Origin of the sequence: Helicobacter sp. 219-2 (genome assembly GCF_030053225.1) — a bacterium.
GTDB classification, from domain to species: domain Bacteria; phylum Campylobacterota; class Campylobacteria; order Campylobacterales; family Helicobacteraceae; genus Helicobacter; species Helicobacter pylori_C.
This window is the reverse complement of the sequence record NZ_JASGBS010000001.1, coordinates 485,444-504,405: the sequence shown is the minus strand read 5'-3', so window position 1 is coordinate 504,405 and position 18,962 is coordinate 485,444. Positions and strand designations below refer to the sequence as shown.

Here is an 18,962-nt window from a genome sequence, read left to right as displayed (position 1 = left end):
CTACTTGAAAAAAGCCAGTTGCTCTAAAATCAATTCTTCTTTATTTTTAAAAACAAATTTAAAAAGAATCTTGTAGCGCCCCATTTTATCGCTCTCTAACAAATCAAATTTTAAAGGCTCGCATGCGATCTTGCAATCAAGCGTTCCTAACAATCTGGGCTGTGATGGGCTGGGATAAAACGCTAAATACACTTGAATATTTGGCGAATCTAAAGCGGGTTTGAGCGGTTGCAATTGCGCATAAAGCGTGTTGGATTTTTCCAAAATCAAAGCGTTGTTTAAAAGGGTTTCTTGGAGTTTTTTATCCCCATGCGTGCCTTTAGAAAAATAGGGCAAAATGGGGGTTTTAGGGCTTTTAGTAAGGGGTTTTAAACCCACTAAAAAACGATAATTAGACTTAAAATTTTCATAAGTTTTAAGCATAGCGTTAAAGTTTAAATCCACTTCGTTATGCCCTTTGAAATACACTAAATCGTTTTTAGGCGAATTTTTTAGGGCAAACACCACCAAAAACACCACAATCCCAAGCCCAAGAATGAGCACGCTCATGATCCCTAAAGGCCAAAAGTTTTTTTCTTTCATTGGTTTCTCTCTTAAGATTTTTTAAAAAAATAAAGCCCCAAAAACGCGCCTAAAAGCGTCAATAACAAAATATAAATAACCACCTTTACAAAAGTTACTCCTTTAGGAGCGTTAAAATTTTGTGTGATATTCACACGATATTTTTGCGCTAAAGCATCTACTGCGACCGAATAGCCGTTAATGAGCATGGCTGAAATCCTTTGGGGCGTGTATTCTTTAGCGTTTGTGGGGAGTAAGGGAGCGATTTTTTCAAAAAAGATTTTATCAGTGTCTAACAAATCTTTAGGGTTAGCCACTAATTCTATTTTTTGAGCGTCATGGTAGAAAAAGAATACCACAAAAGGGGGCTTGAGCTGCTTTAAAAAGCCCTCTTGATAATTTTGGCGTTCATTTTTAGCCGCCAAAGCGATGGGATTTTTTTCAAAATCCGTCATATCAATCACAAAACGCACGCCTGTTTTAAGATAAAGCTCTTTAGAAACGCCCTCTACAAACGCAACGCTTTTTTCTACCAAACGCCCCTTAGAATTATTAAAAACATAATCATCAGCCCCCAAACAACAAACAAAGGCTATTACAAGCCATAAGATTCTCATGTGCTAAACAAAAACAAGTTAGGCACAAAAGAAATAACAATCGTCATTAAAATGGTCGCTACTACCATTAAGGCTAAGATTTTTTCTAAAGTTGTGAATTTCATTTTTTACTCCCTTGATTGACTAATTCATAATTAGCCCGGTTTTGGGTGTTTTTTGTCTCTAAAGCGTTAATATCCTTATAGCGGTAATAATTAGTGGCTTGCTCTTTTTGGATATGGATCGCTTTGAATGTAAAAAAAACGACCACACACAATAAAATAACCACAATCAGTAAATTCCCTGCTAATCCGTTTAAAAATTTCATCTCTTTTCCTTTAATCTTCTAAGGGTTTTAGCGATTGGATAAATTCGGCTAACGCTTTAACTTGCAAATCGCTAAAGTTTTTATACTTGAACGATGGCATATGCCCTATATTGCCCTTTTTGCCATGCGTTAAGATATTTCTCAAAAAATTCTCTGTGCCGTAAGTGGTCAAATCGGCTGCAAACACTTGATTTTCTTGCAAGCCCCTACCATCATTGCCATGACAGCCTGTGCAGCCCATGCTTTCAAACAGCTCCTTGCCTTTATCAATGAGTTGAGGGTTTTTGGTCTTTTTAACGCTAGAAATTTCTGCCATCACATAGCTTGCGATCGCTTTAGCGTCTTTTTCGTCTAATTCCATAGCGGGCATTTCCCCAGCGAGATAATCCATGCCTTTAGAGCCATGCTTAATGGTGTCCATAATGCCCTCTTCTTTACCCCAGCGCACCAGATTTTGAGCGCTCCCATGCAAGCCCTCAGCGGTGATGCCATGGCATTGCGAACAGTGGACTAAAAAGATGCCTTGACCCATATCCACCAATTCCTTTTGACCCAAATGCTTCCATTTGGTTTCAAATTTTTGGTTGTGCACTTTAACCTCTTCATTATATTGCCCGATTTGAGAAAAGCTATTCAGCGGATACCCAAAGAAAAAATACCAAAAAGCCCACACAATCGTGCACATAAAGCTTGCGATCCAGCCTACTGGCACATTATTGGCAAACTCCCCTATCCCATCAATCAAATGCCCATTTTCCATGAGCTCACCTTGGGATTTGCTGTCGCGCATTTCTTTAATGAGCGAGCTGGATTCATAGATGGTTAAAACTAAAATCACAAGCGCTGCAATCAAGCCAAAAACATTTATATGGTCGTTTAAAAAATCCATTTCAACTTTCCTTTATGCCATTATCATGAGCGTTTTTATGGCGTGGTTCAATCAACTCATCTTCTAAAGCATCATTTAACGCTAAGTATCCGTATCGCTCATAATCCACGATGCCCTTTTTTTGTTTTCTATACATACTAAAAATATAAGCGTATAAAAAGAGCGTAAAAAGAATGGTAAAAAACGCATACGCAAAACCTCTCAAACTTTCTAAATCCATCATTCACCCCTTATTTAGCGTTTTGATTGGTGCTAATCCTGGAATTACCCAAGCTATTCAAATAAGCGATCAAAGCCACAATTTCTAACACTTCACCTCTCTCAATCGCTTCTAGCACCCTCTTGTCTTTCATATCGGCTGTGATTTTTTTAGCTTCTTCTAAATAGGCTTTTTTCGCTTCTTCTACGCTCCCTAATTTCACGCCGTTTTCTGTGTCATAAGGCACGCCAAAAACCTTTTTTTGCGTCAAAGCTTCTGCATAAGCAGTGTCAAAGTCGCTCTTTTTTATGAATAAATGCTTATAGGCGGGCATGATGCTGTGCGGCACAACGCTTTTAGGATCAAACATGTGTTTTTCATGCCAATCGGTTGTGCGATAATCCCCCACCCTATGCAAATCAGGGCCAATCCTTTTAGAACCCCATAAAAATGGCCTGTCATACGCATATTCCCCGCTCAAACTATACGCGCCGTATCGATCCACCTCGGCTTGGAAAGGGCGGATAAGTTGGGAATGGCAATGATAACAACCTTCTTGAATATAAATTTGTCTCCCTGCTGTTTCTAAAACCGTGTAAGGCCGTAAGCCTTCAATGGGGCGAGCGGATTTAAAGAAGTTGGGCAAAATCTCCACCAAGCCCGCAATCGCAAACACAAAAATAAACGCAAGAGTGAAAAAGAACGGGTTTTTTTCTAAAAAACTAAACATTTCCAACCTCCCCTAATCTAGACATAGGCGTGGCGTAATTGGGCTCACGCTCTAATTTTTTGCCTGCTGTAATTGTCATAAAAATATTGTAGGCAAAAATAATAAATCCGGTAAAATACATAAGACCCCCAACGCCTCTAATATTGTAATAAGGGATTAGCACCTTAACCGTATCAATGAATTGGTAAGTGAGATTCCCATACTGATCCACATCCCTCCACATCATCCCTTGCGTGATCCCTGCAATCCACATGGACGAAAAGTAAAGCACAATCCCTAAAGTCATGATCCAAAATTGGAAATCCACAAGCCTGCCTGAATAAATCTCTCTTTTGAAAAGCCTAGGCGTCATGTGATACATGCTCGCAATCAAAGTGAAGCCTACCCACCCAAGCACGCCGTCATGCACATGCCCTATAATCCAATCGGTGAAGTGGGCTAAGGCGTTCACGCTCTTAATGGCTTGAATAGAGCCTTCTAAAGTGGAAAGCATGTAGAAAGTTGAAGCCAAAACTAAGAATTTGATCAAAGGGCTTTCTTTGAGCTGGTGCCACTGGCCTCGCATCGTTAAAAGCATGTTAATGGCTGTCCCCCACGAAGGCAAGATCAACACCACTGAAAACACGCTAGAAAGGGTTTGCACCCAATCAGGTACGGTGGAATAAATCAAATGGTGCCCGCCTGCCCAAATATAAACAAACATCAAGCTCCAGAAAGAAAACAAAGTGAGTTTGTAGGAAAAGATAGGCTGGCCGCTCTCTTTAGGCAAGAAATAATAAATCGTGCCAATCACCCCACTTGTAAAGACAAAAGCGACCGCATTATGCCCCCACCACCATTGAATGAGCGCATCATTACTGCCTGAATACATAGAAATAGAATGCCAAACGCTCCCCATATCAGCGACAAAATAGGTGGGGACAGAAAGGTTATTGAAGAGATACATCACCGCTATGCCCACATAAGTAGCGATGTAATACCATAAAGACACATAAATGGTATTTTCCCTCCTAACGCTCATGCTCCCAAACATATTAACCCCCCATAGCACCCATGCCACAACCACAATAATATCTAAAGGCCACATCAATTCAGCGTATTCTTTAGATTGAGTGAGACCAGCAAACAAGCTAATAACCCCTAGAATCAAAAGAATAATCCAGAGCCAAAAATGCAATAACCCTACAATTTTCAAAAAGGGGTGTTGGTGGTAAGTGATTTTAAGCACCCTTTGACCGATATAATACCAACTCGCCCAAATCCCCCCAAGGGTGAAACCATAGATCACCGCATTCGTGTGTAAAGGGCGCAAGCGGCCAAAAACGCCATACTCCCCTGCAATATAATTCAAGTTAGGGAAGGACAATTCAAAGGCTAGCACAATCCCTATTAACATGCCTATTATCCCAAAGCCAACCATCGCATAAAGAAACAATTTGCTAATGGAATAATCATAACTCAAAGGCACATTTTCTTGCATGCAATACTCCTATTTGTAGTAAATTCAACAAAGATAAACATAATTATAAAATTTTATCTTTTTCAAAAAGCTTAATTTTTAATCTTTTTCTGTAACATTGTAATAACTCAATCCAATTTGAATGACAAAGCCAACCCACTACTATCTTTGGCTAAAGGCTAAACATGACTAAACCAATTCTCTCAATCCTTGCCCCTTTTTTTATTGCAACGCTATTGTATTTTTTAGGCGCACCAGATGGGTTAAACCCTAGCGCATGGCTTTATTTTTGTATTTTCATAGGCATGATTATAGGGCTAGTTTTAGAGCCGGTGCCACCAGGTTTAATAGCATTGAGCGCGTTAGTGTTGTGCGTGGCGTTAAAAATTGGAGCGAGTGATAAAGTAGCGAGTGCTAATAAGGCTATTTCGTGGGGTTTGAGCGGGTATGCGAATAAAACGGTGTGGCTTGTGTTTGTCGCTTTTATTTTGGGTTTAGGGTATGAAAAAAGCTTGTTAGGGAAACGGATCGCTCTTTTACTCATTAGGTTTTTAGGGCAAACCCCTTTAGGTTTAGGCTATGCGATTGGTTTGAGCGAATTGTGTCTGGCCCCCTTTATCCCTAGCAATTCCGCTAGAAGTGGGGGCATACTCTATCCAATCGTTTCATCTATCCCGCCTTTAATGGGATCTGCTCCAAATGATAACCCTGACAAAATCGGCGCGTATTTGATGTGGGTCGCTTTGGCTTCAACTTGCATCACTTCGTCCATGTTTTTAACCGCGCTCGCTCCTAACCCCCTAGCAATGGAAATCGCTACCAAAATGGGCGTGAATGAAATCTCATGGTTTTCGTGGTTTTTAGCGTTCTTGCCTTGTGGGGTGGTTTTGATCTTGCTTGCGCCTTTATTGGCGTATAAAACCTGCAAACCCACCTTAAAAGGCTCAAAAGAAGTGAGTTTGTGGGCTAAAAAAGAATTAGAGGGCATGGGGAGGTTTTCTTTAAAAGAAATTTTAATGCTCAGCCTCACTTTACTAGCTTTATTGGGTTGGATTTTGGGCAAACCTTTAGGCTTGCATGCGAGCGCGACGGCTTTGATTGTCATGGTTTTAATGGCGTTTTGTAAGATTGTAAGCTATGAAGACATCATCAAAAACAAGAGCGCGTTCAATATTTTTTTATTGCTTGGATCGCTGCTCACGATGGCTAGCGGGCTTAAAAATGTAGGGTTTTTAAATTTTATCGGCAATACGGCTAAAAATTTTTTAGAGTATGCCAACTTGGATCCGTTAATAGCGTTATTGTTTATTATAGCCTTCTTTTATCTGTCGCATTATTTTTTCGCCAGCATCACCGCTCATGTGAGCGCGTTATTCGCGCTTTTTGTAGGGATTGGTTCACACATGCAAGGGGTCAATTTGCAAGAATTAAGCTTGTTTTTAATGCTTTCTTTAGGGATTATGGGGATTTTAACGCCCTATGGCACAGGGCCCATCCACCATTTATTACGGGAGCGGGTATATTCCAAGCAAGGATTTTTGGAAATGGGGGTTTATTTTTGGCGTGGTGTATTTGATTGTGTTTTTAAGCGTGTGCGTGCCTTGGGTCAAACTCATCGCTTACAGGTGGTTGTAGCTGGAAACTTTACACAACGCCCTTTTAAAATGGTATGAAGAATTTGGGCGAAAGGATTTACCTTTTAGGAATTTAAAGGGTATTAACGCTCCTTATGAAGTCTATATCAGCGAAGTGATGAGCCAACAAACCCAAATCAACACGGTAATTGAGCGTTTTTATTCCCCTTTTTTAGAAGCTTTCCCCACTTTAAAAGACTTAGCGAACGCTCAATTAGAAGAGGTTTTATTGCTCTGGAGGGGGCTTGGCTATTATTCAAGGGCTAAAAATTTAAAAAAAAGCGCTGAAATTTGCGTTAAAGAGCATGACTCACAATTACCTAATGACTATCAAAGCCTATTAAAACTCCCCGGGATTGGCACATACACAGCTAATGCGATTTTATGTTTTGGCTTTAGAGAAAAGAGTGCATGCGTGGATGCTAACATCAAACGAGTGCTTTTAAGGCTTTTTGGTCTGGATCCAAATATCACGGCTAAAGACTTACAAATTAAAGCGAATGACTTTCTCAATCTTAATGAAAGCTTTAATCATAACCAAGCTCTAATTGATCTAGGGGCTTTAATCTGCTCCCCTAAACCCAAATGCGCACTTTGCCCTTTAAACCCTTATTGTTTAGGTAAAAACCACCCAGAAAAACACACGCTTAAGAAAAAACAAGAAATCATTCAAGAAGAGCGTTACTTGGGCGTTGTGATCCAAAATAACCAAATCGCTTTAGAAAAAATAGAGCAAAAACTCTATTTTGGGATGCACCATTTCCCTAATTTAAAAGAAAATTTAGAATACAAACTCCCCTTTTTAGGCACAATCAAACACAGCCACACTAAATTCAAGCTCAATTTAAACCTCTATCTCGCTGCGATAAAAGATTTAAAAAACCCTATTCGTTTTTATAGCCTTAAAGACTTAGAAACCTTACCCATAAGCTCTATGACGCTTAAAATTTTGAATTTTTTAAAACAAAAAAATTTATTTGGGGGTTAAACCCTGCCAAATCCAAAATGGCTCTACTTTATCGCAGGCACCACTTCAGGGATCAAATACGCAATCGCGCTAATCACGACTCCCATGATCGCTACAAAAATAAGGGAGTATTTGACCGTGAATTTGAATAAATCGCTCTCTTTCCCGGCTAATCCCACTGCCGCGCAAGCGATAGCGATGCTTTGAGGGCTTATCATCTTGCCTAAAGTGCCACCCACGGTATTAGCCGTTAGGGTTAAAATCTCAGGGAGGTGCAATCGTTGGGCGGTGAGCTGCTGTAAAGAGCCAAATAAAAGATTAGAACTCGTATCGCTCCCGGTTAAAAACACGCCCACCCACCCGATCAAGGGCGAGAAAAAGGTGAAAGCTAAGCCCGTATGGGTGAGCGCTAAGGCTAGAGTGGAAGAAATCCCGCTGTAATTAGACACATAGGCAAAGCTTAAGACTAAACCAATGGTAAGAATGGGGTAGCGCATTTCTTTTAAAGTCTCGCCAAAGACGCTCAACGCATCGCTCACTCGCACCCTTAAAACGAGCATGCTAATGAGAGCGGCCAAAAAAATGGAAGTGCCAACCGTGTTGATTAAGAAAAATTTAAACACCACCGGAAAACTCGCGCTTTGATCGGATTCTACAAAAGGCGGGCTTTTAAAGATATGATTACTGATGTTATTGAATTCAAAATAAAAATTAGAAAAAGCTAACAAGCCGTCTTTTTCAAATAAAGCCTTAAAAAAAGGCTGTATCCATAACACAATCACTAAAACCAAAATCACAAAAGGAGACCAAGCGACATAGATCTTACAGATATGATGGTTACTCTTAGTGAATGAAGCCGCTTTGCCATCGCTTCTAAAAATCACTTTAGGCTGCCAAAATTTCAAAAAGAGCGCTGTTGCAACGAGTGAAACAAGGGCTGAAATAATGCCGGGCAATTCTGGCCCCAAATAATTAGAGCTTAAAAATTGCACGCCAGCGAAAGAAAAAGCCGCGATAAAAACGGCCGGAAAAGTTTCTTTAATCCCCTTAAAGCCATCCATTAAAAACACAATGAAAAACGGCACGAACAAGCTCACAAAAAAAAGGATTTTACCCGTCATGGCTGAAATCAAAATCGCTGGCACCCCTACCGCACTCGCCATGGCACTTATAGGGATACCCACCGCGCCAAAGGCTACAGGAGCGGTGTTAGCGATTAGGCACAATCCAGCAGAATATAAGGGGCTTAACCCTAAACCCACTAAAATCGCTGCTGTAATGGCAATAGGCCCTCCAAAACCGATCGCTCCTTCTAAAAACGAGCCAAAACAAAAGCCAATCAAAATCACTAAAATCCGGTGATCTAAAGTGATGGACTGAACGCTTTCTTTTAAAATTTCAAAATAGCCGGATTTAACGCTGAGTTTGTATAAAAAAATCGCCGCAATAATGATCCAAGCGATCGGCCATAAGCCATAGAGGAAGCCATAAAGAAAACTTGAACCCACCATGCTAACAGGCATTTTATACACTAAAACCGCAATAATGGCTGACAGGACCACGCTCAAAAAGGCCGCCGCATAACCTTTGAGTTTAAAAACCATTAAAGATAAGAAAAATAGCAAAATCGGTAATAAGGCCACAAGAGCGCTCAACCAAATATTACCCAAAGGGTCATAAATTTGATGAAATTCTAGCACTAAAAATCCCTTTTTAAAATATTCTCTTACTCCCCTAAACCCCCTCCATTAAGTAGGAGTAACCGGGATAATAAAGGGGAAGACATAAGCAATAAGAGTGAAGACAATCCCCATAATGATCGCCAAAGCGATAGAATATTTTACTGTAAATCTGAATAATTCGCTCTCTTTCCCCACTAGCCCCACCGCCGCGCAAGCGATAGCGATGCTTTGAGGGCTTATCATTTTACCCACAACACCCCCTGAAGTGTTTGCTGCCAAGAAAAGCACTTCAGGCAAGCCAAGCTGTGTAGCGATGAGCATTTGCAAAGAGCCAAATAAAAGATTAGAACTCGTATCGCTTCCGGTTAAAAACACCCCAAGCCAGCCTACAACAGGCGAAAAGAAAGTGAAAACATGCCCAGTATCCCCTAACGCTAAAGCGAGCGTGGCGCTCATGCCGCTATAATTAGCCACATACGCAAACGCTAAAACCACGCCAATGGTTAAAATCGGCAAACGCATTTCTTTTAAAGTAGCCCCAAACACCCCTATCGCATCGCTGATTTTCACGCGCAACAAAAACACGCTTAAAAGAGCGGCTAAAAAAATGGAAGTGCCTGTCGTTAGGATCAAAGGGAATTTGAACACGACAGGAAAATTGGTCGCTTCAGTAACAATGGGAACGGTTTTAAAAATCTTTTGACTGATAGAATTAAATTCAAACGCAAAGCTAGAAAACGCCAAAGCCCCGCCTTCTTTAAAGAGCGCTTTAAACCAGGGTTGCGTCCATATGATAATCGTAATAGTGAGCAACACAAAAGGCATCCACGCCACAACCACCTTACAAATATGGTGTTTTTCTGTGCTGATTGTAGGCTCTTTGCCATTGCTGGTGAAAATGCGCTTGGGCTGCCAGACTTTTAAAAATAAAGTGGTAGCGATCAATGACACCAAGGCTGAAATAATATCCGGGAGTTGCGGCCCTAGATAATTAGAGCTTAAAAATTGCGCGATAGCGAAACTAAACCCGGTAACAGCCACTGCAGGAAAAGTCTCTCTAATCCCTCTAAAACCATCCATTAAAAACACGATGAAAAAAGGAATACCAATGGAAAAAATGGGTAACACTCTGCCCACCATTTGAGAAATCTCTAACTCAGGGATACCCACCACGCCAGCCATTGCCGTAATAGGAATACCCACCGCGCCAAAAGCTACAGGAGCGGTGTTAGCGATTAGGCATAATCCGGCAGCGTATAGGGGGTTTAGTCCAAGGCCGACTAAAATCGCTGCGGTGATCGCTACCGGGCCTCCAAAGCCAATCGCTCCTTCTAAAAACGAGCCAAAACAAAAGCCAATCAAAATCACCAAAATCCGGTGATCCGGCGTTAGGGTTAAAATGCTTTCTTTTAAAATCTCAAAATACCCGGATTTCACTGAAAGGTTGTAAAGAAAAATCGCAGCGATCACAATCCAAGCGATCGGCCACAGGCCATAAAGAAAGCCATAGAAAAAACTCGCGCTCACCATTTGAGCAGGCATTTTATACACAAATAACGCAATAATGATTGAAAGCACTAAGCTTAAAAACCCAGCGCTATACCCTTTAAGTTTAAAGACAATAAGAGAAATAAAAAAGAGCACAATAGGCGATAGCGCCACTAAAGCGCTCAGCCAAATATTGCCTAATGGGTCATAGACTTGATAAAATTCCATAAATTTTCCTTGAATAATTAAAAGTATTTTTAATTATCTTACTTAAAAGAAAAAACTAATTTTAAGTAGCATTTAATATTAAGTCAAATTTAATGGGTTTGTGGTTTATTTTAGTAACAATGTTTGAGCGAGTGGGTTTATCAACTTGTGATTACAATCTTGTTAATTTTGAGTATTATACTATCTATGTTTGAAACTCTTAATTTGGAATTTTAAGGAGCCTTCTTTGAAAGTCAATTTCTTTGCTACTTGTCTAGGAGCAGCCATATACAGCAACGCATCGCTTAACGCTATCAAATTACTCCGTAAGGAAAATTTGGAAGTGGTTTTTAAAAAAGACCAGACATGTTGCGGTCAGCCAAGCTACAACTCAGGGTATTATGAAGAAACAAAAAAAGTCGTTTTATACAATATCAAACTTTATTCCAATAACGACTACCCTATTATTTTACCGAGTGGTTCATGCACAGGGATGATGCGGCATGATTATTTGGAATTGTTTGAAGGGCATGCGGAATTTAACATGGTTAAAGATTTTTGCTCTAGAGTGTATGAATTGAGCGAGTTTTTGGATAAAAAATTGCAAGTCAAATATGAAGATAAGGGCGAACCCCTTAAAATCACATGGCATTCTAATTGCCATGCCTTAAGGGTGGCTAAAGTGATTGATTCGGCTAAAAATCTTATCAGACAGCTTAAAAATGTGGAACTCGTTGAATTGGAAAAAGAAGAAGAATGTTGCGGGTTTGGGGGGACTTTTTCAGTCAAAGAGCCTGAAATTTCAGCGGTTATGGTCAAAGAAAAGATCAAAGACATAGAAAGCCGTCAAGTGGATGTAATTGTTTCAGCGGATGCTGGGTGTTTGATGAATATCAGCACCGCTATGCAAAAAATGGGCTCTCCCACAAAACCCATGCATTTTTATGACTTTTTAGCCTCAAGGCTTGGGCTTTAACATTAAAGAATTATTTTAAGGAATAATCATGGAAAAATATCACAGCGACCAAGAATACGAAGAAATCATCACCGACCAATTAGGCGATATGCAACTAAGGGAAAATTTGCGTTCTGCAATGGATACCTTAAGGGCTAATCGTAAGAATTTGATTAAAAATCGTTACAGCGAGTGGGAAAATTTAAGGGAATTAGGCAAAGAAGTCAAGCTTAAAATTTTATCCAGGCTTGATGAGTATTTGGAATTGTTTGAAAAAAACGCCACTCAAAACGGCTTTAAAATCCATTACGCTAAAGACGGCGATGAAGCTAATGAAATCATTTACAACCTCGCTAAAGAAAAGAATATCAAGCGCATTTTAAAGCAAAAGTCCATGGCGAGCGAAGAAATTGGCTTGAACCATTACCTCAAAGAAAAGGGCATTCAAGCGCAAGAAACAGATTTGGGCGAATTGATCATCCAGCTCATTAATGAACACCCTGTGCATATTGTCGTGCCGGCTATCCATAAAAACCGCAAGCAAATCGGTAAGATTTTTGAAGAAAAACTCAACGCCGCTTATGAAGAAGAGCCTGAAAAGCTTAATGCGATCGCCAGAAAGCACATGCGCAAAGAATTTGAAAGCTTTAAAATGGGGATTAGTGGGGTTAATTTCGCTATCGCTAATGAGGGCGCGATCTGGTTAGTGGAAAATGAAGGCAATGGTCGCATGAGCACCACCGCATGCGATGTGCATGTCGCAATTTGTGGGATTGAAAAATTAGTAGAAAGCTTTGATGATGCGGCGATTTTAAACAATCTGCTCGCTCCAAGCGCTGTGGGTGTGCCTATCACATGCTATCAAAACATTATCACAGGCCCCAGAAAAGAGGGCGATTTAGACGGCCCTAAAGAAGCCCACATCATTTTATTAGACAACAACCGCTCTAACATTTTGGCTGATGAAAAGTATTATCGCGCTCTTTCATGCATTCGTTGCGGGACTTGTTTGAACCACTGCCCTGTGTATGACAAGATCGGTGGGCATGCCTATCTTTCTACTTATCCTGGCCCTATAGGCGTGGTGGTATCCCCCCAACTCTTTGGCCTGAATAATTACGGGCATATCCCTAATTTGTGCAGTCTTTGTGGGCGTTGCACTGAAGTGTGCCCTGTAGAAATCCCTTTAGCCGAGCTTATTAGAGATTTACGATCGGATAAAGTGGGCGAAGGCAGAGGCGTAGTTAAGGGGGCTAAAAGCACCCAACACAGCGGGATGGAAAAATTCTCTATGAAAATGTTTGCCAAAATGGCAAGCGATGGGGATAAGTGGCGTTTCCAATTGAAAATGGCTCAATTTTTCTCGCCTTTAGGCAAGCTTTTAGCTCCCATACTGCCTTTAGTCAAAGAGTGGGCGAGCGTGAGAACCTTACCCAATATGGACACAAGTTTGCATGCAAAAGTCCAGCATTTAGAAGGGGTGATTTATGAGTAAAGAGCTTATTTTAAAACGCATTAAAGAAGCCAAAGCCAAGCATCCCATTCAGGGAGCAAACCCTATTTACAGGAATATCATTAAAGTGGAGTTTGAAGACTTGGTGGAAGAATACAAGCATTTCCAAGTGTTGAATAAAGCTGAAGTCATTGAAAGCGCTAAAGAAAATTTAGAGCAAGCAATTTTAAAGGCTTTAGAAAATTTTAAAAGCAAAAAAGTCTTACACTCTACAGATTTGAATTTGAATTTTGAAGCGTTTAAGGATTTTACTTTACAGCCTTATGATAAAGAAATTGAAGCGATGCGTGAAGAGCTGTTTGAGATTGATACGGCTTTATTGCATGGGGTTTGTGGGATTTCAAGCTTGGGCATGATTGGAGCGGTTTCTTCGCATGCAAGCCCAAGGTTGCTTTCGCTCATCACCCTTAATTGCATTATCTTATTGAAAAAAGAATCCATTGTGCGCAATTTGAGTGAAGGCATGCAAGCTTTAAAAAACCAAAGTAAAAACGGCGTATTACCCACAAACATGCTCCTTATTGGCGGGCCTAGCCGGACAGCCGATATTGAATTAAAAACCGTTTTTGGGGTGCATGGGCCTCAAAAAGTCGCTATCATTCTCTACTAAAGGATAAAAATGGAAAAATTAGAAGTGGGGCAATTAGCCCCTGATTTCAGGCTGAAAAACAGCGATGGCGTAGAGATTTCTTTAAAAGATTTGCTCCATAAAAAAGTGGTGCTGTATTTCTACCCTAAAGACAACACCCCCGGATGCACTCTAGAAGCACAAGATTTTAGTGCTCTGTTTAGTGAATTTGAAAAGAAAAACGCTGTTGTCGTAGGCGTAAGCCCTGATAACGCCCAATCGCACCAAAAATTTATCAGCCAATGCTCTTTGAATGTGATTTTGCTCTGCGATGAAGATAAAAAAGCCGCCAATCTTTACAAAGCTTATGGCAAACGCATGCTTTATGGAAAGGAGCATTTGGGGATTATCCGCTCCACTTTCATCATCAACACGCAAGGCGTTTTAGAAAAATGCTTCTACAATGTCAAAGCGAAAGGTCATGCTCAAAAGGTTTTAGAGAGTTTGTAGTTTAACCCTCAAGCTTTCGCCCGTTTTAATTTGAGATTTTTAGCCATTCTCTCACTTTTAAAAAATTGTTTTTTTTAAATTTTGTTTGGTAACAAAATTCATAAGGGATAGGGAGTGTTTTGAAACCATTCCCCTTTAATAGCCCTTAAGATCGCTTTACAAAAGACGACCACCCATTAGCTTTTTTATTGCGTTTATTTTAAAAAATGCTTTTGAGTATTTTTACAATTTTTATTTTTGTTCAGGCTGCCAAATGGTTTTTTCTGAAGGGGTGCTATCGGCTTCGTTTCGTAAAATTTGTTTTTTGGTTTCATGGCAAGCCACAAATAATAGTGCTAAAATTACAGCTAAAAAAGAAATTCTCATTTCAAGCTCCTTTGGATATTAAAATGCTAACGATAATTATAAAGAAAAAGAGTTAAAAAAAGATTAATCTCTTTTTAATTAAGTGCGCTGTTTTTTGAGCATGCCAGCGATTAAAAAAGCGAGTTCTAGGGCTTGGGTAGCGTTTAATCTTGGATCGCATTGCGTATAGTAATGGCAGCTCAAACCCTCTTCAGTGATCGCTTGCGAGCCACCGATACATTCTGTAACATTCTCACCTGTCATTTCCAAATGAACCCCTGAAGCCAAACTCCCTTCAGCCCTATGGATTTCAAAAAAGCTTTTCACTTCATCTAACACGCTATCAAAAGCCCTTGTTTTAACCCCCAAACTGGTTTTAACCGTGTTGCCATGCATGGGATCAATGCTCCATAAAATATGGCGTTTTTCTTTCAACACCCCTTGTAAAAGCTTAGGCAAACGCTCTTTAATCATCTTAGAACCCATGCGCACGATCAAATTCAAACGCCCCTTAATGTTGTGAGGGTTTAAAACATCGCACAATTCTAACACTTCGCTCACGCTCGCATTAGGCCCGATTTTCACGCCAATAGGGTTACAAACCCCCCTTAAAAACTCCACATGCGCGCCCTTAGGATCTCTTGTCCTTTCGCCAATCCACAGCATGTGCGCAGAGCAATCATAAAACTGGTTAGTCAAACTATCCTTACGCACCAAAGGTTCTTCATAATGGAGCAGTAACGCTTCGTGGCTGGTGTAAAATTCCACTTCCCTAAGAATAGGCGTTTTTTCTATCTCCACCCCGCATGCTTGCATAAACCCTAAAGCTTGCGTGATCCGGTCAGCGATTTGCTGGTATTTTTGCCCAAAATCGTTGTTTTTGACAAAATCCAAATTGAAACGATTCACTTGCTCTAAATTTGCTAACCCGCCTTGAGCAAAGGCTCTGATAAGGTTTAAAGTCGCTACGCTTTGATGGTAGGCTTTAAGCATTCTTTCAGGCTTTGGCTCTCTTTCTTTTTTGGAAATCCCGTTGATAATATCCCCCCTATAACTTAGCACTTCTTCATTATCCAGTATTTCAGTCGCATTAGAGCGAGGCTTGGCAAATTGCCCGGCAATGCGCCCCACTTTCACGATCGGTATAGAGCCAGCAAAAGTGAGAACAATCGCCATTTGCATCACCACTTTAAACATGTCTTTAATCCTGTTAGCGCTAAATTGAGAAAACGACTCCGCGCAATCGCCCCCTTGCAATAAAAACGCCTTATTGTCAATGACTTGGGCTAAGCGCTCTTGCAAGTTCCTCGCTTCGCCAGCAAACACTAAGGGAGGGTAGGAGCGTAATTCTTTTTTGACCCTTTCTAATTCTTGCTTGTCTTTATAAGTGGGGTGTTGCTCTATCTTAAAAGAATGCCATGAAGCGGGCGACCAAGTTGTGTTTGACATTTCTACAATCCTTTATTAATCTTTTTTTAAGCGTTATTATAGCTTGTGCGGGTTAAATCGTGGATTTTAGAAAATAAATGCGTGCCCAAAACCACCCCTTAATCTCAAAAAACCCCAATCATAAAAAGCTTTATGCTACAATGAAAACTCTTTAACATGATAAAAGGGCGGTTTAATAGCATGGCACAAGAAAAAGCGCTTATAAGAGATCCTAAAAAACTCAACGCATTTGATTTGCGTTGGATGGCATCCTTATTTGGCACAGCCGTTGGGGCTGGGATTTTATTTTTGCCTATTAGAGCCGGTGGGCATGGGATATGGGCTATTGTGGTGATGAGCGCGATTATATTCCCTTTAACTTATCTGGGGCATAGAGCCTTAGCTTATTTCATAGGATCTAAAGATAAAGAAGACATTACCATGGTCGTTCGCTCTCATTTTGGCACTCAATGGGGTTTTCTTATCACTTTGCTTTATTTCTTTGCGATTTATCCTATTTGTTTGGCTTATGGGGTGGGTATCACTAATGTGTTTGATCATTTTTTCACTAATCAGTTGCATTTAGCGCCTTTCCATCGGGGCTTATTGGCTGTAGCGTTAGTTTCTTTAATGATGTTGGTGATGGTTTTTAACGCTACGATTGTTACGCGCATTTGTAACGCTTTAGTGTATCCTTTATGCTTGATTTTATTGCTTTTTTCTTTGTATCTTATCCCTTATTGGCAAGGCGCTAATCTTTTTGTGGTGCCGAGCTTTAAAGAATTTGTGTTAGCGATTTGGCTAACCTTACCGGTGCTTGTGTTTTCGTTCAACCATAGCCCCATTATTTCAACCTTCACCCAAAATGTGGGAAAAGAATACGGCGCTTTCAAAGAGTATAAGCTCAATCAAATTGAATTAGGGACATCGCTGATGCTTTTAGGGTTTGTGATGTTTTTTGTGTTTTCGTGCGTCATGTGCTTGAATGCTGATGATTTTGTGAAAGCAAGGGAACAAAATATCCCCATTTTAAGCTATTTTGCTAACACTTTAAATAACCCTTTAATCAATTATGCGGGGCCTGTGGTGGCTTTTTTAGCGATTTTTTCATCTTTTTTTGGGCATTATTATGGGGCTAAGGAGGGTTTAGAAGGCATTATTATTCAAAGTTTAAAATTGAAAAAAGCTTCTAAAACCTTGAGTATTAGCGTAACGATTTTTTTATGGCTGACTATCACGCTTGTGGCTTATATTAACCCTAATATCTTGGATTTTATTGAAAATTTAGGCGGTCCCATTATCGCGCTCATTCTGTTTGTGATGCCTATGATAGCTTTTTATAGCGTTTCTAGTTTGAAGCGTTTTAGAAACTTTAAAGTGGATATTTTTGTGTTTGTCTTTGGGAGCTTGACGGCTTTGAGCGTGTTTTTAGGACTATTTTAATGGCTAGTTTTTCTATTTTATCCATTTTTAAAATCGGCGTGGGGCCTAGCTCTTCACACACTATAGGGCCTATGGAAGCTGGAGCGAGATTTTGCGAGTCATTAAAAGGCGTTCTAGAGCAGGTTGTGCACGTTCAAATCACCTTGCATGGCTCATTAGCTTTAACCGGTAAAGGGCATTTGAGCGATGAGGCGGTTTTAATTGGCTTGCATGGTATTTATGCTAACGAATTAGAGGTAACAACCAAAAAAGCCTTATTGCATGAAGCGCTTGAAAACAAAGTTTTAAAACTCGCTAACCAACATCGCATTCATTTTGATTACGCTAAAGATTTGATTTTTGACAACAAGCCTTTAGCCAGACACCAAAACGCTCTCATTTTAAAAGCTTTTAACGCTAAAAATGAGGTTTTAAAAGAAGAGACTTACTATTCTGTTGGTGGAGGGTTTGTCTATACTGAAAAAGAATTAGACAACTTGTCTGAAGAGGGCGGGAATGGAAGTATTGCCTATGATTTTTCAAGCGCTAAGGAATTGCTAGAATTATGCCAAAAACACCAAAAAAACATCGCTGAAATCGTGCGTTTGAGAGAAAATGCCCTGAAAAACTGCCCTGATGCAACGATGGCTAAAATTTATCATGCGATGCTTGAGTGTTATGATAATGGGGCTAATTCTAAAGAAATGTATCTGCCTGGTTCTTTGAGAGTAACACGATTAGCCCCAAGCATTAAAACGCGTTTAGAAAAACACCCCACAAGCGGGAAAGATCCCTTAGCGTTGATTGATTACATTTCGCTTTACGCTCGTGCCATTGCTGAAGAAAACGCTAGCGGAGGAAAGGTGGTAACCGCTCCCACTAATGGAGCGTGCGCGGTGGTGCCAAGCGTGCTTTTATACGCTAAAAACCATTTGTTTGAAAATTTATCGCAAAAGGCCATCAATGATTTTTTACTCACCAGCGCGGCGATTGGCTATCTTTACAAGAAAAACGCTTCCTTGAGCGGCGCAGAAGCGGGGTGTCAGGCTGAAATTGGCGTGGCAAGCTCTATGGCTGCGGGGGGGTTAGCCTATTTGTGCCAAGCGACCACGCAACAGGTTTTAATCGCTAGTGAAATCGCTATGGAACACCATTTAGGATTGACATGCGATCCGGTGGGGGGCTTGGTGCAAATCCCTTGCATTGAACGCAATGTTTTAGGAGCGATCAAAGCGATTAGCGCTTCTAAACTGGCTTTAGAAGATGAATACAAGCCTAAAGTGAGCCTGGATGAAGTGATCGCTACGATGTATGCGACCGGAAAAGACATGAATGAAAAATACAAAGAGACTTCGTTAGGGGGGTTAGCTAAGACTTTAGAATGCTAAGGGATAGATCTAATCTTTAGGGGTTTTATTTCCTAAAAAAGGCTTTGTTTTTAACAAATACGAATAAGTCTTATCCAACTTTAATGTCTTTCA

The 18,962-nt window shown here is 40.4% G+C and carries 18 protein-coding genes and 1 pseudogene; 8 read left to right on the top strand and 11 right to left on the bottom strand.

Annotation, left to right across the window (positions count from 1 at the left end; genetic code table 11):
* The 7 genes from P6280_RS02535 to ccoN form a co-directional block, all read right to left on the bottom strand.
* Nucleotides 1–582, bottom strand: coding sequence for a hypothetical protein (locus P6280_RS02535; RefSeq protein ID WP_283236902.1), 582 nt, complete (start codon nucleotides 580–582; stop codon nucleotides 1–3).
* Between the two features lie 11 nt (nucleotides 583–593).
* Nucleotides 594–1,178 (bottom strand): hypothetical protein, encoded by a 585-nt coding sequence (locus P6280_RS02530; protein ID WP_001919568.1) that lies wholly within the window; start codon nucleotides 1,176–1,178, stop codon nucleotides 594–596.
* Nucleotides 1,179–1,278: 100 nt separating this feature from the next.
* The gene (locus P6280_RS02525; RefSeq protein WP_000670525.1) at nucleotides 1,279–1,485 is read right to left on the bottom strand and encodes a DUF4006 family protein; all 207 of its coding nucleotides are present in this window, start codon (nucleotides 1,483–1,485) and stop codon (nucleotides 1,279–1,281) included.
* Between the two features lie 10 nt (nucleotides 1,486–1,495).
* Nucleotides 1,496–2,374 carry a cytochrome-c oxidase, cbb3-type subunit III gene (ccoP, locus tag P6280_RS02520; protein WP_283236901.1) on the bottom strand — a complete coding sequence of 293 codons (879 nt, stop codon included), beginning with the start codon at nucleotides 2,372–2,374 and terminating at the stop codon, nucleotides 1,496–1,498.
* Between the two features lies 1 nt (nucleotide 2,375).
* On the bottom strand, nucleotides 2,376–2,594 hold the full coding sequence (locus P6280_RS02515; RefSeq protein WP_001868213.1) for a cytochrome c oxidase, cbb3-type, CcoQ subunit: 219 nt from the start codon (nucleotides 2,592–2,594) through the stop codon (nucleotides 2,376–2,378).
* Nucleotides 2,595–2,604: 10 nt separating this feature from the next.
* On the bottom strand, nucleotides 2,605–3,303 hold the full coding sequence (ccoO, locus tag P6280_RS02510) for a cytochrome-c oxidase, cbb3-type subunit II (protein WP_000490784.1): 699 nt from the start codon (nucleotides 3,301–3,303) through the stop codon (nucleotides 2,605–2,607).
* Nucleotides 3,296–4,783 carry a cytochrome-c oxidase, cbb3-type subunit I gene (gene ccoN / locus P6280_RS02505; protein WP_283236900.1) on the bottom strand — a complete coding sequence of 496 codons (1,488 nt, stop codon included), beginning with the start codon at nucleotides 4,781–4,783 and terminating at the stop codon, nucleotides 3,296–3,298. Before ccoN ends, ccoO begins: the two co-directional genes overlap by 8 nt.
* 164 nt (nucleotides 4,784–4,947) lie before the next feature.
* On the opposite strand from ccoN, the pseudogene P6280_RS02500 reads away from it, so the two are divergent.
* Both P6280_RS02500 and P6280_RS02495 read left to right on the top strand, forming a co-directional pair.
* Nucleotides 4,948–6,397: pseudogene (locus P6280_RS02500) on the top strand (DASS family sodium-coupled anion symporter).
* Nucleotides 6,398–7,384 (top strand): adenine-specific DNA glycosylase, encoded by a 987-nt coding sequence (locus P6280_RS02495; protein WP_283237450.1) that lies wholly within the window; start codon nucleotides 6,398–6,400, stop codon nucleotides 7,382–7,384. It begins immediately after the preceding pseudogene.
* A 23-nt stretch (nucleotides 7,385–7,407) separates the two neighbouring features.
* Here P6280_RS02495 and P6280_RS02490 read toward each other — a convergent pair whose 3' ends face one another.
* Together P6280_RS02490 and P6280_RS02485 are read right to left on the bottom strand one after the other, a co-directional pair.
* Nucleotides 7,408–9,063 (bottom strand): L-lactate permease, encoded by a 1,656-nt coding sequence (locus P6280_RS02490; RefSeq protein ID WP_283236899.1) that lies wholly within the window; start codon nucleotides 9,061–9,063, stop codon nucleotides 7,408–7,410.
* Between the two features lie 48 nt (nucleotides 9,064–9,111).
* Nucleotides 9,112–10,761: an L-lactate permease gene (locus tag P6280_RS02485; protein WP_283236898.1), complete on the bottom strand. Its 1,650-nt coding sequence runs from the start codon at nucleotides 10,759–10,761 to the stop codon at nucleotides 9,112–9,114.
* 226 nt (nucleotides 10,762–10,987) lie between these two features.
* On the opposite strand from P6280_RS02485, the gene P6280_RS02480 reads away from it, so the two are divergent.
* From P6280_RS02480 to P6280_RS02465, 4 genes are read left to right on the top strand one after another with little or no spacing between them, the layout of a single operon-like run.
* Nucleotides 10,988–11,716: a (Fe-S)-binding protein gene (locus P6280_RS02480; protein WP_024773949.1), complete on the top strand. Its 729-nt coding sequence runs from the start codon at nucleotides 10,988–10,990 to the stop codon at nucleotides 11,714–11,716.
* Between the two features lie 28 nt (nucleotides 11,717–11,744).
* Nucleotides 11,745–13,190, top strand: coding sequence for a LutB/LldF family L-lactate oxidation iron-sulfur protein (locus P6280_RS02475; RefSeq protein ID WP_180532751.1), 1,446 nt, complete (start codon nucleotides 11,745–11,747; stop codon nucleotides 13,188–13,190).
* Nucleotides 13,183–13,818 carry a LutC/YkgG family protein gene (locus P6280_RS02470; protein ID WP_180475918.1) on the top strand — a complete coding sequence of 212 codons (636 nt, stop codon included), beginning with the start codon at nucleotides 13,183–13,185 and terminating at the stop codon, nucleotides 13,816–13,818. Before P6280_RS02475 ends, P6280_RS02470 begins: the two co-directional genes overlap by 8 nt.
* Before the next feature lie 9 nt (nucleotides 13,819–13,827).
* A complete protein-coding gene (locus P6280_RS02465; protein ID WP_000412988.1) occupies nucleotides 13,828–14,286 on the top strand; it encodes a peroxiredoxin in 459 nt (152 codons plus the stop codon).
* Nucleotides 14,287–14,517: 231 nt separating this feature from the next.
* Here the strand turns inward: P6280_RS02465 and P6280_RS02460 are convergent, their stop codons facing one another.
* Both P6280_RS02460 and P6280_RS02455 read right to left on the bottom strand, forming a co-directional pair.
* Nucleotides 14,518–14,652 carry an HP0135 family lipoprotein gene (locus P6280_RS02460; protein WP_283236897.1) on the bottom strand — a complete coding sequence of 45 codons (135 nt, stop codon included), beginning with the start codon at nucleotides 14,650–14,652 and terminating at the stop codon, nucleotides 14,518–14,520.
* 78 nt (nucleotides 14,653–14,730) lie between these two features.
* Nucleotides 14,731–16,080 carry a class II 3-deoxy-7-phosphoheptulonate synthase gene (locus tag P6280_RS02455; RefSeq protein WP_283236896.1) on the bottom strand — a complete coding sequence of 450 codons (1,350 nt, stop codon included), beginning with the start codon at nucleotides 16,078–16,080 and terminating at the stop codon, nucleotides 14,731–14,733.
* 180 nt (nucleotides 16,081–16,260) lie between these two features.
* Here P6280_RS02455 and P6280_RS02450 point away from each other — a divergent pair, with 180 nt between their 5' ends.
* Both P6280_RS02450 and P6280_RS02445 read left to right on the top strand, forming a co-directional pair.
* Nucleotides 16,261–17,502, top strand: coding sequence for a serine/threonine transporter (locus P6280_RS02450; RefSeq protein WP_283236895.1), 1,242 nt, complete (start codon nucleotides 16,261–16,263; stop codon nucleotides 17,500–17,502).
* The gene (locus P6280_RS02445) at nucleotides 17,502–18,869 is read left to right on the top strand and encodes an L-serine ammonia-lyase (protein ID WP_283236894.1); all 1,368 of its coding nucleotides are present in this window, start codon (nucleotides 17,502–17,504) and stop codon (nucleotides 18,867–18,869) included. The genes P6280_RS02450 and P6280_RS02445 overlap by 1 nt, the downstream gene beginning before the upstream one ends.
* The last annotated feature ends 93 nt before the right edge of the window (nucleotides 18,870–18,962 follow it).